Origin of the sequence: Bacillus sp. S2(2024) (assembly GCF_050474045.1) — a bacterium.
Lineage (GTDB): Bacteria > Bacillota > Bacilli > Bacillales > Bacillaceae_G > Bacillus_A > Bacillus_A yunxiaonensis.
Window position 1 is genome coordinate 2,221,052 of record NZ_JBFLUS010000003.1, and the last position, 15,408, is coordinate 2,236,459.

At 35.4% G+C, this 15,408-nt stretch carries 17 protein-coding genes; 7 read left to right on the forward strand and 10 right to left on the reverse strand.

Translation table 11 applies throughout. The features are described from left to right. Positions 1-9: 9 nt before the first annotated feature. A complete protein-coding gene (locus AB1284_RS11105; protein WP_429749395.1) occupies positions 10-1,341 on the reverse strand; it encodes a D-serine ammonia-lyase in 1,332 nt (443 codons plus the stop codon). A gap of 189 nt (positions 1,342-1,530) precedes the next feature. On the opposite strand from AB1284_RS11105, the gene AB1284_RS11110 reads away from it, so the two are divergent. Further along, positions 1,531-2,085: a helix-turn-helix domain-containing protein gene (locus tag AB1284_RS11110; RefSeq protein WP_429749393.1), complete on the forward strand. Its 555-nt coding sequence runs from the start codon at positions 1,531-1,533 to the stop codon at positions 2,083-2,085. A 510-nt stretch (positions 2,086-2,595) separates the two neighbouring features. Here AB1284_RS11110 and AB1284_RS11115 read toward each other — a convergent pair. From AB1284_RS11115 to AB1284_RS11125, 3 genes are read right to left on the reverse strand one after another with little or no spacing between them, the layout of a single operon-like run. After that, a complete protein-coding gene (locus AB1284_RS11115) occupies positions 2,596-3,099 on the reverse strand; it encodes a GNAT family N-acetyltransferase (RefSeq protein WP_429749392.1) in 504 nt (167 codons plus the stop codon). 27 nt (positions 3,100-3,126) lie between these two features. Then, positions 3,127-3,648 (reverse strand): cysteine hydrolase family protein, encoded by a 522-nt coding sequence (locus AB1284_RS11120; protein WP_429749391.1) that lies wholly within the window; start codon positions 3,646-3,648, stop codon positions 3,127-3,129. After that, entirely contained in the window at positions 3,623-4,198 is a 576-nt protein-coding gene (locus AB1284_RS11125; protein ID WP_429749390.1) for a GNAT family N-acetyltransferase, read from the reverse strand. The genes AB1284_RS11120 and AB1284_RS11125 overlap by 26 nt, the downstream gene beginning before the upstream one ends. 171 nt (positions 4,199-4,369) lie before the next feature. Here AB1284_RS11125 and AB1284_RS11130 point away from each other — a divergent pair, with 171 nt between their 5' ends. Beyond that, entirely contained in the window at positions 4,370-4,918 is a 549-nt protein-coding gene (locus AB1284_RS11130) for a DUF1572 family protein (protein WP_429749389.1), read from the forward strand. Between the two features lie 247 nt (positions 4,919-5,165). Then, positions 5,166-5,615: a DUF5946 family protein gene (locus tag AB1284_RS11135; RefSeq protein ID WP_429749388.1), complete on the forward strand. Its 450-nt coding sequence runs from the start codon at positions 5,166-5,168 to the stop codon at positions 5,613-5,615. 362 nt (positions 5,616-5,977) lie between these two features. Here the strand turns inward: AB1284_RS11135 and lsrB are convergent, their stop codons facing one another. From lsrB to AB1284_RS11155, 4 genes are read right to left on the reverse strand one after another with little or no spacing between them, the layout of a single operon-like run. After that, the gene (gene lsrB / locus AB1284_RS11140) at positions 5,978-6,970 is read right to left on the reverse strand and encodes an autoinducer 2 ABC transporter substrate-binding protein LsrB (protein WP_429754291.1); all 993 of its coding nucleotides are present in this window, start codon (positions 6,968-6,970) and stop codon (positions 5,978-5,980) included. 47 nt (positions 6,971-7,017) lie between these two features. Then, entirely contained in the window at positions 7,018-8,013 is a 996-nt protein-coding gene (locus tag AB1284_RS11145) for an ABC transporter permease (protein ID WP_429749386.1), read from the reverse strand. Continuing rightward, a complete protein-coding gene (locus AB1284_RS11150; RefSeq protein ID WP_429749385.1) occupies positions 8,010-8,978 on the reverse strand; it encodes an ABC transporter permease subunit in 969 nt (322 codons plus the stop codon). The genes AB1284_RS11145 and AB1284_RS11150 overlap by 4 nt, the downstream gene beginning before the upstream one ends. Continuing rightward, positions 8,975-10,468, reverse strand: coding sequence for a sugar ABC transporter ATP-binding protein (locus AB1284_RS11155; protein ID WP_429749383.1), 1,494 nt, complete (start codon positions 10,466-10,468; stop codon positions 8,975-8,977). The genes AB1284_RS11150 and AB1284_RS11155 overlap by 4 nt, the downstream gene beginning before the upstream one ends. A 199-nt stretch (positions 10,469-10,667) precedes the next feature. Between AB1284_RS11155 and AB1284_RS11160 the strand changes: the two genes are divergently transcribed. The 4 genes from AB1284_RS11160 to lsrF are packed head-to-tail and all read left to right on the forward strand — an operon-like array spanning position 10,668 to position 14,340. Continuing rightward, positions 10,668-11,600, forward strand: coding sequence for a sugar-binding transcriptional regulator (locus AB1284_RS11160; protein WP_429749382.1), 933 nt, complete (start codon positions 10,668-10,670; stop codon positions 11,598-11,600). Continuing rightward, positions 11,600-13,162 (forward strand): autoinducer-2 kinase, encoded by a 1,563-nt coding sequence (gene lsrK / locus AB1284_RS11165; RefSeq protein WP_429749380.1) that lies wholly within the window; start codon positions 11,600-11,602, stop codon positions 13,160-13,162. Before AB1284_RS11160 ends, lsrK begins: the two co-directional genes overlap by 1 nt. Positions 13,163-13,187: 25 nt before the next feature. After that, complete coding sequence (locus AB1284_RS11170) at positions 13,188-13,544, forward strand: cupin domain-containing protein (protein ID WP_098307047.1); 357 nt, start codon at positions 13,188-13,190, stop codon at positions 13,542-13,544. A gap of 13 nt (positions 13,545-13,557) precedes the next feature. Then, on the forward strand, positions 13,558-14,340 hold the full coding sequence (gene lsrF / locus AB1284_RS11175; protein ID WP_429749379.1) for a 3-hydroxy-5-phosphonooxypentane-2,4-dione thiolase: 783 nt from the start codon (positions 13,558-13,560) through the stop codon (positions 14,338-14,340). A gap of 122 nt (positions 14,341-14,462) precedes the next feature. On the opposite strand, the gene AB1284_RS11180 is transcribed toward lsrF, so the two are convergent. After that, positions 14,463-14,660 (reverse strand): DUF4083 family protein, encoded by a 198-nt coding sequence (locus AB1284_RS11180; RefSeq protein WP_429749378.1) that lies wholly within the window; start codon positions 14,658-14,660, stop codon positions 14,463-14,465. An 81-nt stretch (positions 14,661-14,741) separates the two neighbouring features. Further along, positions 14,742-15,311, reverse strand: coding sequence for a DJ-1/PfpI family protein (locus AB1284_RS11185; RefSeq protein WP_429749377.1), 570 nt, complete (start codon positions 15,309-15,311; stop codon positions 14,742-14,744). Between the last annotated feature and the right edge of the window lie 97 nt (positions 15,312-15,408).

Consider the following 15,408-nt stretch of genomic DNA (forward strand, 5'->3'; position numbering starts at 1 on the left):
ATAAGTTATTTACCCTTTTTTATAATATTCTTCCATAATGTGAGGTGGAACCATTCCTCCACCTGTTCCCCACATGATATGCGTTGCTTGCTTCATTTTTTCTTGCAGATAATTTTCTTGTATATATTGCTGTTGTTTAAACAATTGAACCGGCCCGTATACACTTGCCAATGCTGACGGCTCTAACTTGATTCCTTCTGTATCGACAAAAGCTTTTAATAGTCTATATAATTCTTGATCACTAACTGTGTAACATCCACTTAGCAACGGTTCAATTACTTTTCCTACAAATCCCGATGCTCTTCCTACCGCAAGACCATCAGCTTCTGTAACATTATCAATACCAAAGTCTTGGACGGAAATTTCATCGTGAAGGCCTGTCAGTAAACCAATTAGCATACATGGAGAATGAGTTGGTTCCGCAAAGAAGCAATGTACATGATCACCAAACAATAATTTTAAACCAAATGCTACGCCGCCAGGACCTCCCCCGACACCGCATGGTAAATAAACAAATAACGGATGGTCAGCATCAACAATAATATTTTGATCCTGCAGTTGCTTTTGCAAGCGAGAAGCAGCTACAGCATATCCAAGAAACAGATTTTTTGAATTCTCATCATCAACGAAATAACACATAGCGTCCGCTTCTGCTTGTCTTCTTCCTTCTTCTACTGCTTTACTATAATCTGCTGCATACTCAATAACTGTAACATTTTTACTTCGAAGTAAATCTTTTTTCCACTGTTTTGCATCAGCCGACATATGAACTGTCACATTAAATCCTAATTTTGCACTCATAATGCCAATACTAAGCCCTAAATTCCCAGTTGAACCTACTGCGATTGAATATTGTGAGAAGAACGTACGGAATTGATCACTATCTAAAATGGAATAATCATCTTGTTTATTTAATAAATGATGTTCCAGAGCTAAATCTTCCGCATGTTTAAGAACTTCGTAAATGCCACCTCTTGCTTTAATAGATCCTGATATCGGAAGCTGACTATCACATTTTAGTAACAATTCACCTACGATATGTTGCTCATACTCTTCTTCTAGATGTTGTTTCATAGAAGGAGTTGCCACTAAAGGAGATTCAATGATTCCACCCGTATCTTTTGTCTCAGGGAAAGCTTTCGCAATATACGGTGCAAATCGTTTTAACCTTTCCTCTGCATCCTTTACATCATCTGTAGTAAGAGGAGCTTTTTTTATACCTGTTTCAAAACCTTCTTTATTTGGATTAACCCAAAATACTTCTTCCGTTAAAACAAGTTGATTTAGTAATGGGTGCTTGTCTTTCAAATTTTGTATATCTGCACTATCAAATTTCTTCATTTGTATATTCTCCCTTCTTTATCCTTATTAAATTAATATTAGAGTTTGATGTTAACATTTTAAAATTTAATTTTATTTATTATAATTAAACTAAATTTAACACACAAATAAAATAAATTAAATATATATTAATAAATTTTAATTATATTTAACAAACCCTATAGTAATTCATATACAAGGAGAATCAACATGAATGATATAAATGTCGGACAAAAAATAGCAGAATACCGAAAGGCACAAGGCTTGAGTAGTCGAGAACTGGCAACACTCGTCAATGTCACACCTTCTATGTTAAGTCAAATCGAAAAAGGATCTGCAAACCCATCCCTGCAAACCCTTAAATTAATATCTAACGCATTAAATATTCCTATGTTTAATTTCTTTTTGGAAGATACCAGTGCTCAAAGCTTAGTTGTAAGAGCCAATCAACGAAAAAAAATTAGCTTTCCTGAAACTGAAAATTTGTCATATGAACTACTATCTCCCGATTTAACTGGAGCTCTTGAACTTGCTCTTATGACTTTATTACCTCAAGCCTCTTCTTCCGAAAAACTACTAGAGCATAAAGGTGAAGAAATCGCCTTTGTTTTAGAGGGAACTGTTACTCTATATTTAAATCAAGAAACATTAACTTTATACACAGGTGATAGTGTAAAAATCCCATCTTATATGAAGCATAAATGGGAAAATCCGTATAAAGAGAAAGCAGTAGTAATTTTTGCAATTACTCCTCCTACTTTTTAACTGTGCATGACATTGACTAATTTCGGCGAGAAAAACTGTGTAAGGACTTAATGAAAAACTAAATTTACTCATAAATAAGCCATCATTTCTAGGGATTTATGTAGCTTTGAAAAAAAAGTTTGATCAAAAATACCTCGCAATCCTAAATTTTACGATAAATAAACAGAATCCATTTTGAAAAAAGATTGATCAAAATGGATTCTTCTAAGCAGATTTAAGCTTGGTTTTTATAAAAAAGTTTGATCATTTCTACCTATGTTGTTCTACAATCGCACCCGATTGTGGAAGATCGTCGCTTAAATCTTATTCAAGATAAGTACTCAGTTAATGCAATAAGATTTTTTGTCCAGTCACCTTTTTTGTCACTGCTTCAGCAGGAGTAAATGCTCCGTATTGGTTATAGTTTGTCACTATTTGGGTTATAAACCAGTCCTTTTACCTGTATCTGGATTCTCCCCTAAAGCAATGACCTTTTCTCCTTTTCCATAGTTTCGGATCAGTTCGAAATCTCTAAAGATCGCGTAAGTTCCAAACTATCTCGCCGCGCTCGTCCCACGTGCTGTGGTGCCGCTCAAATCCTATCTTTTCTAGCACTCGGAAGGACGCAGCATTCCAAGCGCCTACAGTCGACCAAAGCCTGTTGCGCCCCGTAGCAATCGCAGCGTCCAGGACCACGGATGCTGCCTCAGTCGCATAGCCTTTACGGTGAACGCTGCGGAACAACTCATATGCGATCTCTGGCTCTTCAAGTGTGGAACGACCGATAATCAAGCCACAGTATCCGATGAAATCGCCTTCGTTTCGGCGGCGAATAGTGAGAAGGGAAATGCCATTTTCGACTGCTCTCTTGCGCATCTCGATAATCCGGCTACGGGCGGCGTCAAGAGTCGGCATGTCCACACCACGTTCACCAATTAGTTTTCTCAACCAGGCTGCATCGGATTCCTCCCACATACTCAGATCAAGTCGTTCGGTTTTCAGCTGGAACGCCATAGGTTTAAAGAAAGCTGTCATAGCGGAAACCTCCTAGTTATTATTTTTCTAATTTAACTTTAAATCTTGAACATTTACTATATTCGCAAACCAGGCTAACACTTTATTGTGGTGCTGAATGATATCTTCTGCACGTAATTGCTCTGAATCAAACGTACTATGTGCACCATGAATGAGTGTTACTTTATACCCTTCACTAAAGGCACGGCGAACGGTTGTATCTACACAATATTCGGTTTGCAATCCACAAATATAAAGATGTTCAATTCCTTTTTCTTGCAAAACTTCCCGAAGGTTCGTTTCATGAAAAGAATCAGGTGTTTCTTTTTCCACTACAACCTCATTTGACATCGGAGTAATTTTAGAATGAATGTGCCAACCTGCTGTTCCTTTTTCTAATGGATGACCCTTAGATCCATTATGTTGCACATAAATAACAGGAATTTCATGCGAACGACATTTCTGAATTACCTCCTGCAAATTTTGTAATAAGCTAGAGCCATTATGTACAGGGATACCTACTGTATACATTCCTTCTTGCACATCAATTACTACAAGTGCTCGTTTCATCAGCAAATTCTCCCTTCTTTTTATACTCCATCATCCAACAATCTTCCAATACTCCTTCATGTAATTCATGCTCTTTCAAAACTTTTACTTTTTGAAAACCACACTTTTCATAACAACGAATTGCTCGTTCATTACTTACCCTTGGATCCATCGCAATTGTGACTGCACCTAATTCGTTACTGATATATGTAATTGCAGCCTGCACAAGCTCTGTACCAATTCCTCGGTTCCAGTATGCTGTTTCTCCAATAAATTGGTCCATTCCCCATACATTCTTTTTCTTACCATATCCATATAACGCTTTCCACTCTGCATCTAAAGGATACATTTGTACATAGCCAATAGCTCGGTCTTTATATTCCACAATACACTTTTTCTCTTTACCTTCAGAACTACTTATATAACGCTCTCCAACTTGTTCTACTGATTGTGGTTTGTCTCGCCCTTCATAAAAACGTAAAACTTCAGGATTTGATAACCAGTTTGATAATGTTTGAACATCATCCTCCGTTATGTATCGAGTAGATAGCTCTCCTTGTTGAAATAACATATGATTACTCCTCTCTTGCAACATTACTGTATTCGACTTTTAATGATTTAACCCTTCCTTATGAAATTAAGGGTTGTTAAGAACTTTATATTCCACTTCATTGAGATAAAAGGTTAAAACAGCTAAGTATCGAATCCTTTATAAAAAGTATTTTTTAGGAAGGTGTTTATAATGGGAATTGAAAAAGAGTATTTACGCTGTATATTAAAAACATTTCAGTCTATGAAAAAGTTAGGCGAAGATGCTATGGATCAATTAAGTTACGAAGAACTCCATATATATCCGAATGAAGAATCTAATAGTATCGCCATTATCATCAAACATATATGGGGAAACATGCTTTCTAGATGGACTGATTTTTTAACAACAGATGGGGAAAAATCAACTAGAAACCGTGATGATGAATTTACTGGGGAATTTCCCTCTAAAGCAGCCTTATATGAGGCGTGGAATCAGGGATGGGAAGTTTTATTTACAACATTGAATAGTTTGAAAGAAAACGATTTAGAAAAGACAATTCATATACGCGGAGAGGCTCATTCTGTAATTGAAGCCATTGAAAGGCAAATATCACATTATTCCTATCATATTGGCCAAATTGTATACGTAGGAAAGTTACTTAAAAATGAAAAATGGGAATGTCTTTCTGTTCCTAGAGGAAAATCTATTGAATATACCGAGAACCTCATGAGCAAACATAACAATCTAAAGAATAAATGAGAATCATACTTTTGGGACAATCAAAGGTAAAAATGGCGATAAAATATTGTCCGTTTTTATGATAGGCTCTGTTAAAGTATAGTGTTGATATTTAATACATTCCCGAATCCTTAGTATAATTGTTATAAGAACAAACATTCGTGGAGGAAGCAAGAATGAGCAAAGCATTTAGTAATCTACTAAAGCAAATTGATAAATTACCGCATATCCAAAAAGAACAAGTATATCAGTGGAGGATTTAACTACAATGGTTGACAATAATACAATAATGGAATCTGGTAAATGTATTGAATGTGGAGCAAATGAAATAGATGGACTTTCCTGTTATGAGATGTTTCAATTCCCACTGGTTTGGGAGCATAACGACCCTAAATTATATGATTTACATTTTTGGCTTGTTTCTTGTTATATGATTCAACACCCATCTAACTATACTAAAGATGGATATAATCATTTGATAAGCTTATTCACTGGAGCTTATGATAATAATTGGGATACTAGTTATATTCTTAGAAAAAATAGGGAACTCGTTTCAAAAGTAGGTAAAATAACCAATCCACTGCCAAACCATAAAAGAAAACGTATATATAGAAGATGGTCAATGACAATTGAGGATTTATATAGTGGTGGAGAGAAAAATACAATAAACAACATCAATAAATGGAAAGAAACAATTAGAAAGGATTTAGAAAAATAATGTAATACGTATATTCAACCAACGGATTACATTATTTGAACAATGACTGTAAAATTTAGACAATCATTGTTCATATTCACTTATCAACATTTTAGTTTAACAGAGCCTTTTGTTTCTATATCTAGCCCCCGCTTTTTCAGTCTTCAACTATTTTTCCCTTTGGACAACAATCATTTGCTGCAACCATTCTTGTAATTCTACTTCACTCACATCAGGGCTCCTTTCTCAAAGCTTTCACTCTATATTCTCTCGATTTTCAAAAAAGTTTTATTTTTATTTCATAAAAAAGAGCAACCATATTAGGTTGCTCTTCATTTGAAAATATTCATCATTATAATTAATTTTTCTTTATAAACACTCTATTAAAAATTATATTTTTCAATGTTATCCTTTGTAAACACAACCCGTTCTGGCAATACAATAATTCCATTTCCTTCTGCTTCATAATCGTATCCTTGAATTGAATTTGGTTCCACTTTCACTTTTCCAATACCAGGAACTTCAAAGTTGTCACCGACTTTTAATTTTTTACCCTTTACAACCATTTCATTTGCAACATAGGTTGCAAGTGCACCTTGTTGTTTTACATCCCACAAGCCAAACTGTTGAACTGTTCCGCGTTTTACGTAATCACGCATAACATTAGGTGTTGAAAAGCCAGTCACAACGACTTTCTTATCCACTTTTAAATTTTCTGCGGCTTGTGCCATTGCTGGTAATGCAGTTGCATCAGGACAAATGACTGCATTAATATCTGGATAGGTTTTCAAAATACTTTCACCTATTGCTAGTGATTTTTGAGCATTATTTTCACCATACTGGGTAGTCACAATTTCCCAATTCGGATATTTTTCTTTTATAATTGCTTTCGCTTTTGTAACCCATTGATTCTGATCTGTTACTGTTGGACTAGAATAGAAGAATGCTACTTTTCCTTTATCACCAATTTGCGAAGCAGTCATTTGAATAAGCAAATTGGCCAATTGTTCTGGTGTTCCTTGACTAATATAGAAAGAGCGATCTTTCGGATTAACGTCAGAATCCCATGTTAATACTGTAATTCCCTTTTTCTTTGCCCGTTGCAAAGCTTGTGATAAACCGTCAACAGAAGTAGATGAAACCATAATCGCATCATAGTTTTGATTAATAAAGTTATTAATATATTTTACCTGCCCTGATACACTTGCCTCAGAAGGTCCATCGTATTTTAAATTTACACCGAGCTTATCCGCCATTTCTTTTGCGCCTTCTCCACCCGATGTAAAGAAACCAACTCCAGTTAATTTGGGAATAAAGGCGAATTTCACATCTTTTGATTTTTTTCCATCTGATTTTGTATTTGCACATGCCATCATAGAAACAACAAACACCAATAAAACGATGAATACACTTAGCTTCTTTTTCATGTTGTTTCCTCCCTATGTGAAACAATTTTTTTGATAAAGAAATATCTTATCTTGGAATGGCGTACCATAACAGAAAGAATTAAAATAAAACCGATTACAACATTAGATTGCTCATTTGTTAATCCTGTCATCTGCAACCCATATTGCATAATTCCAATAACAATACTGGCAAGAACAGTTCCTACTATACTTCCTTTTCCACCAGTAATAAGAGCACCGCCTAATACAACTGCTGTAATGACTGGTAAAATTGCTTCATTTCCTAAATCCGCTCGAGCTGAACCAAAGTAAGCCGTTAGAAATATTCCACCTAATCCACCGCCTAAACCAGAAAGCATATATGCTAAAATAACAATTCGCTTCGTTTGAATTCCAGAATATTTAGCTGCTTTTTCATTCATGCCTATTAAAATTACATACCGACCATATTTTGTATAGCGCAGCAGAATAGAGAATATAACAGTCATAATAAGAAGTAACCAAAATAAATTAGGAATCCCTAAAAATATCCCATTTGCAAACTGAACATATGAATCTGGCAATCCGCTAATTCCTTCATATCCAGTTACTTTAGAACCACCCGAAATTACAAGAGCGATACCCGAATATAAAAACATTGTTCCTAAAGTTACAACTAACGGTTCAACAGATGTCATTTGAATAATAACACCGTTCAAAAAACCAGCTAATACGCTTATGATAAGAGCAATTATTACAGCAATGACAATAGATACCCCATTTATCCACAATACACCGATAAGAATAGATGTAAGCCCCATAACTGCACCAACTGAAACATCGATTCCTCCCGTAATAATGACAAATGTCATCGGTATCGCGGCGATTGTAATAAAAATAAAATCATTAATACTAAACAATAAATTCCCTATATTAAAAAAATCTGCATTTAATAAGCTAAAAGCGGTAAACTCCATACATAACAAAAGAAGGAGTGCTCCCTCCCAGCGAAAGAGCCATTGAATAGACTTCATACTTCCACCTCCCTCTGCCTCTGTTTCCTCCATTTCTGTACTACGCTATCAAGAATAATAATAAGTAATAATAAAAATCCTGAAATTGCGTTGTTCCAAAAGGCTGGGATTTTTAGGTATACTAATGAACTACTAATCACCTCTAAAAACAATGCGCCTAAAGCTGCACCAAAAACTGATCCCGTACCACCTTTTAAACGAATACCACCAAGCACCGCAGCAGCGATTACTTGCAGTTCAATTCCTGTTCCTGTTTGATTCGGTACAAACCCAATATTCATAACAAATAGACATCCAGCAATTGCAGCAGTAATGCCTGAAATCATAAAGGCTAAAATTTGCACAAACGATACCGGAATCCCAATCAGTCTTGCACCTTCTTTGTTATCTCCTACCGCATAAAAATATCTTCCGAACGACATCTTCGTTAGGAAAAGATAAGCAGCTATTAATAATATTCCGATGAACCAAACTGTTATCGGAATCCCTAACCATGTTACGGAAGATAATTTTTTATAGTCATTGGGAATATCTTCGATCCATTTTCCTTCTGTATATATAATCATCAAACCTCGAATAATACCAAGCATTCCTAACGTCATAATAATTGCTGGAACATGAAACTTTGTTACACCTACGCCATTTATAATTCCAATAAACGCACCGAGCAAAAGTGTAATTATAATTGCACTAAAAGCATTATTTCCACCCGTCAAAAACATTCCACATAAAGCAGCACATAAACCCATTATTGATCCTACCGAAACATCAATATTTTTTGTGAATAGTACAAATGATTGACCAATTGCGAGAATGATTAGGATAAGACTTGATTTTAAAATAATCGAAAAAGAATCAAATTGAAGAAAATCTTTGTTCATTACACTAACAAAGATAATATAAAGAAATAACAGCCCTACAATAGAGGTTTCACGCATTTTCAATATATATGTAACATGTTTCATTCATTTGAAACCTCCTCTCCCCCATAAGCAGAACGTGTAATGCGATCCAATGAAATGTCTTCCTGTTCTAAATGTGAAACGATATTACCATTTCGCATTACATACACACGATTTGCTAAATTCATAATTTCTTCTAAATCTGAGGAGATCAACAATACCGCTAAACCATTTTCTCTTAGTTCTTTAATCGTGTCATATATTTCTAACCTTGCTTTTGCATCGATGCCACGCGTTGGTTCATCTAAAATAATGAGCTTAGGCTGACAAGCAAGATATTTCCCTAACACTACTTTTTGTTGATTTCCTCCCGATAAAGACTCTATGCTCTGATTTATATCGTGAACCATAATTCGAAAATTTTTAATATACCCACGCGTTAAAGCGCTTTCTTTTTCTTGATTTAAAAAAAATATACTTAAACGATACAAGAGAACAGAGGTCATATTTTGTTGTACAGAAGCAATTGGAAAAATCCCATGCCCCGCTCGGTCTTCAGGTACATATATAATTCCTGCATCAATTCTCTTTTTTGTTGACCACGTTGTAATTTCATTCCCGTCTAATAGAACGTTCCCTTCTGTTGCAGATGTAATACCATATAATACTTCAGCTAATTCCGTTCTTCCCGCTCCCACAACACCAGCAATTCCAACAATCTCTCCTGCTTTTACTTCTAATGAAATATCTCGAAATCTATGACTAGATAAATGACTTACTTGTAACACTTGCTTTAACGACGCTGCCCTGTTATTTAAACTCTCTCGCTTTTGAATTTGCTGGTAACCTTCTGGTAGAAGTCCCTGTAATAGGATATCGTAAGTAAATTCATTTACATTACCTTGGTTAGAAATTACACCGTCTCGTAAAATAGCTACCTGATCTGCGATTGCAAAAATCTCCGGAAACCTATGCGTAATATAAATCATGCCAATTCCTTGTTCTTTCAAGTTTTTCATCACAACAAATAGACTCTTAATTTCATTGGCTGTTAACGTCGATGTAGGTTCATCTAAAATAAGAATCTCTGCCTCTCTTATTAATCCTCTAACTATTTCTACTAATTGCTGCTGTGCAATAGACAACAATGAAGCACGTTCACCAAGCTTTAGATCCCAGCCAAGTTGTCTCATGAGTACATCTAGTTTCGTCCGAAGCTCTCTTTTGCTTTGCCTCATACCTAATAGAATATTTTCTTCAATAGTCATATTAGGAAAAATAAGCGGTTCTTGCGGAACTAAATAAATACCGTTTCGATGAGCTTCAGATGGACTAGAAAATGTAACAGACCTCCCTTTTATTTTGATTTCTCCTTCATCATACGTGTACAATCCTGTCAATATCTTCATTAACGTTGACTTTCCAGCCCCGTTACCACCAACTAATGCAAAAATATCCCCTTTCTTTACTGTTAAATCGATTCCTTTTAGCACAGGTTGCTGTAAGAATGCTTTTTTTACATTTTTAACTTCCAATAAAGGAACTTGTTCCAAGCTTCTTTCACCTACCTTTAATAGGAAACAATTTTTCAGGCGTTAATTTTTTGCTCTACTTGTTTTGTAGCATTGTATATCCTTTTCCTCATATCTAGAACTTATTTTTTCTCAAGTAAATCTCCCATTACAGACGGTATAAATAAAAATATACTTACATATGTTTAAACATCGGTCATTTGTTGAAAGGATGAAAAGCATGACACAGTTGAACTTTGAAGAAAACTTGTTAACAAAAGCTGCTTGGTACTATTACAAAGATCATCTTACCCAACAAGAAATCGCCTCATTACTACATATATCTCGGAACAAAGTTGTCCGTTTATTAGAGAAGGCTCGAACTGAGGGAATCGTTACATTTCATATTAAAGGTACTGGTTTACACTGTTTAAGTATAGAAAGAGAACTTGTAAAAGCATTTCAACTAATAGATGCTTTCATTATTCCAACGCCAAAAGAAAATCTTTCTGATTCACTCGGAAAAGCAGCAGCACAATATTTAGAAACGCATTTGCAAAACGGCGACCTACTTGGTATTGGCTGGGGAGAAACAATCTCAAAAACATTAGAAAATATCAATTTCGATTCATCTATGAATCTTTCTATTGTTACACTAACTGGCGGAGTAAATTATTACCTCCCTAAAAAACAAAATTATCTCAATCAAGTACATGGACAGCTCCATATTATCCCTTCGCCATTTTTAGCTTCTACGAACGAAATGGCGAACAGTATACTTTCAGAACCATCTGTGAAAGACATATTACATGTTGCATCATTTGCAAATACTGCTGTTGTTGGAATCGGCGGACTATCTCCTGATGCAACTATTTTGAAAGAAGAAAAAATGACTCTTCGTGAAATGACATGCATTCGGAATCAAAATGGTGTTGGCGATATCCTTGGACAATTCTACAACATTCATGGAGATATTCTAAATTTATCTCATCATAAACGACTCATTGGTACGCCTCTTTCTATACTTCGAAATATGAGGCATGTTGTTGGAGTAGCTGGTGGAAGACAAAAAGTTGATGCAATTTACGGAGCATTGAAAGGCAGGTACATTCATACATTGATTATCGATGAAGAAACTGCCCTTTCTTTATTGGAAAAGGAGAGTGGAATATAATGGCTGCTCTATTAGCTTATGATGCCGGAACTGGTAGTATCCGAGCTGTTTTATTTGATTTACAAGGTAATCAACTTGCTGTTAGTCAACGAGAATGGGTTCACATAGAAAACCCACGATACCCGGGCTCAATGGATTTTGACGTAAAGGAAAACTGGAAGCTTATTCAAGACTGTACAAAAGATATACTGCAAACAAGTGGGATTCCCCCTTCTTCTATTCAAGGAATTAGTGCAACAAGTATGCGTGAAGGATTTGTTTTATATGACAAAGGTGGAACTGAAATTTGGGCGTGTGCAAATGTTGATAACCGTGCTGCTGCTGAAGTTACACAACTGAAACAAATACACCCTCACATTGAACAGGATGTATATACAATATCAGGGCAAACGTTCGCTCTAGGTGCATTACCAAGGTTACGATGGATTGCAAAACACCAACCAGAGATTTATAAGAAAGTACATTCTATTACCATGTTAAATGACTGGATTTTATATAAATTGTGCGGCGTATTACAAGTTGACCCTTCCAATGGATGTACAACGGGAATTTTCAATTTACAAACTAGAAATTGGGCTCCAGAATTAGCAACCCAATGCAGACTCTCCTCTGTTCTCTCACCACAAATAAATGAAGCCGGAACTCTTATTGGAAACGTAACAAAACAAGGTGCAGCAGAAACTGGATTATTCGAGGGAACGCCTGTTGTTACTGGAGGTGGAGATGCGCAAATGGCTTCTCTCGGTTCTGGAGTTGTCAAAAGCGGGCAAACATTCATTTGCGGAGGAAGTTTTTGGCAACAAGAAGTAAATGTAAACCATCCTGTACCTGATCCAAACGCTCGTATTCGTGTAAATTGTCACGTTCTTCCTACACTTTGGCAATACGAAACAATTGCCTTTTTTCCGGGCCTTGTTATGCGCTGGTTTCGGGACGCTTTCTGTCAAGAAGAAAAACAACGAGCAAAAGAACTAGGTATCGATGCTTACGAATTATTAGAGGAACAAGCAAAGCATGTCCCAGTTGGATCACACGGTATCATTCCGATTTTTTCTAATGTCATGAACTATATTTCTTGGCGCCATGCATCTCCCTCTTTTATAAATTTAAGCTTAGATTCTGAACAATGTGGGAAGAAGGAAATGTTTCGAGCAATTGAAGAAAATGCTGCTTTTGTAACATATGGAAATTTAAAATTAATTGAAGAATTAACAGGACAGTTCCCAAGAGAAGTAGTTTTTGCTGGGGGGGCTTCAAAAGGAAAGCTATGGTGTCAAATTGTAGCTGATGTATTAGGCGTTCCTGTAAAAGTACCAATAGTGAAAGAAGCTGCTGCTTTAGGAACAGCAATAGTTGCGGGAGTTGGTGCTGGTATTTATCATTCAATGGAGGCCGTTTCTGAACAATTTGTAAAATGGGAGACAACTTATATACCAAATATCGAAAATCATCAACAGTATCAAGAATTATATCAAAACTGGAAAATTGTATACCAGCAGCAACTACAATTAGCTGATCAAGGGTTTACTTCTCATATGTGGATTGCACCTGGTGCTCTGTAAACTGTTACATAAAGGAGTGAAAAACATGCTAAAAGTAAATGAAGAAGATTTTTCTTATCGCTTCGGTGATAATGGACCAAAATACTTAGTGAAGGGGCCTAATATTGATATAGGTGTTGTCGTCATTAAACCAGGGCAAGATTTTCAAAACCATTATCATACAACTTGTGAAGAAATTTTTTATGCATTAGAAGGTGAAATAGATTTCTATATTAATCATGTAAAAGTTCCTATTAAACAAGGCGATGTCTTACAAGTTCGTCCCCATGAATCTCACTATCTCATCAATCGTTCTTCTCAAAATTTTAAAGCGCTCTTTATTAAATCGCCTCATTTGCAAGAAAAAGATACTGTGCAAACAGAAAATCCAAAATGTAATTAAGGAGTGATATCCTATGACTTGGGGATTTCAAAATCGCTTAAATACTATTTTACCTGGCGGAAAAGCAGTTATGTTGGCAGTTGATCACGGATACTTTTTAGGACCAATTCACGGTTTAGAACAGCCTCATGAAACAGTAAAAAGCTTACTCCCATACACAGATTCCCTATTTTTAACTCGCGGTATTCTTAATTCTTGTATACCGGAAGATTGTAAAACTCCAATGGTCCTTCGTGTGTCAGGTGGCGCCACTGTAGTTGGAAAGGATCTTGCTAATGAAACAATTGTTACTCCAATAAAAGAGGCACTGCGTCATAACGTGGCTGGAGTTGGCGTATCTGTCTTTGTTGGATCTGATTATGAAACACAAACTGTAACAAACCTTGCCAATGTTGTATCTGAAGCGCATGATTACGGTTTGCCCGTATTAGGAATTACTGCAGTAGCAAAAGAACTTCAAAAACGAGAAGCACGCTTTTTAGCACTAGCTTCACGTGTATGTGTTGAAATGGGCGCTGATATTATTAAAACGTATTACTGTGAAGGCTTTGAGAAAATCACAAGTACATGTCCTGCCCCAGTCGTTATTGCTGGAGGACCAAAATTAGATACAATAGAAGCAGTGCTAACAATTACATACAACGCACTGCAAGAAGGCGCAATCGGTGTAGATATGGGACGGAATATTTGGCAATCCGATCATCCAGTTGCTATGATTCAATCTATTCATGGCATCGTAAAGAATGGATTGAATGTAAAAGAAGCTCTAGAATTATATAATACTATTATAAATTAAATACTCAGATAACATTTATGTTCAATATATTTGTTATTATTAAGAACAAGAAACATGGGTCATCCACATTTCTTGTTCTTTTCTAATTTTAAGATATTCTTTCGCTTGTATAATTGAAAATATTAATTTTTTTCTTTCTCTTCTAACATCCCAATAATTTTATCCAATTTCTTTTCAATTTCAACTAAAGAAGCTCTTTGACCAGATTGATTGACGAGTCGAGATCGTATAAACGCTCCAAGTGAAACAAAAAATAATATGATTAAACCGAAAAAGAGAATACTAAAAATGATATTTATGATTGAAAAATGATTTACCATCCTATCTATCCCCCTGTTTCTTCTTTATTTTTAGGATTTGTTAATTTTTATTGTTAATATTCTACTTAAAAGATTGTTAAATTAAGAGGTTATTCCCTTACAAAACTTTAATGTTGAATCTAATTTTTCTTTCTCGTTCAACAAACCCATTAGTTGACATACAGCTACTGCAAACTCTGCGAACGCAGTACCTTTTGCGGTTATTACTGTGTTTTCCACTTCAATATCTGTTCCTGTATATATTGATCTTTCAAAAAGTGATTTATGATTCTCATATGTATTTTGAAGGCACGTAAATTTTCTACCGTTAAGTATACCTGCTTTCGCTAACAAGATTGCAGAAGCACATATAGAGGCAATAGGAATATTTGAATTAAAAGCACTCATTAACATATTACTAACAATACCTTCATCTAGTATTTCACGAACTCCGTCTCCTCCAGAAATAAGAATTAAATCAAACTCATCTACTCTAATTTCAGGCAAAGACGCTTCAGCTTGAGTCCATAATCCACCAATACTCTCTACTGGTTTACCATCTACGGAAACAGTAGTAATTTTTGCTTTACCCACTTTTCTAAGCAAAAATAATGCGTGAGCTATTTCAAAATCAGCATATTGCGGATAAACAAGAAACAATACTTTTTTCATGCGATAATCCTTCTCCCTTATATTTGTTATTTTATTACTTATAGAGCCTTAATTCAGTCCCCTTATTGGATAATATTGTTATTATCAGACTATCATA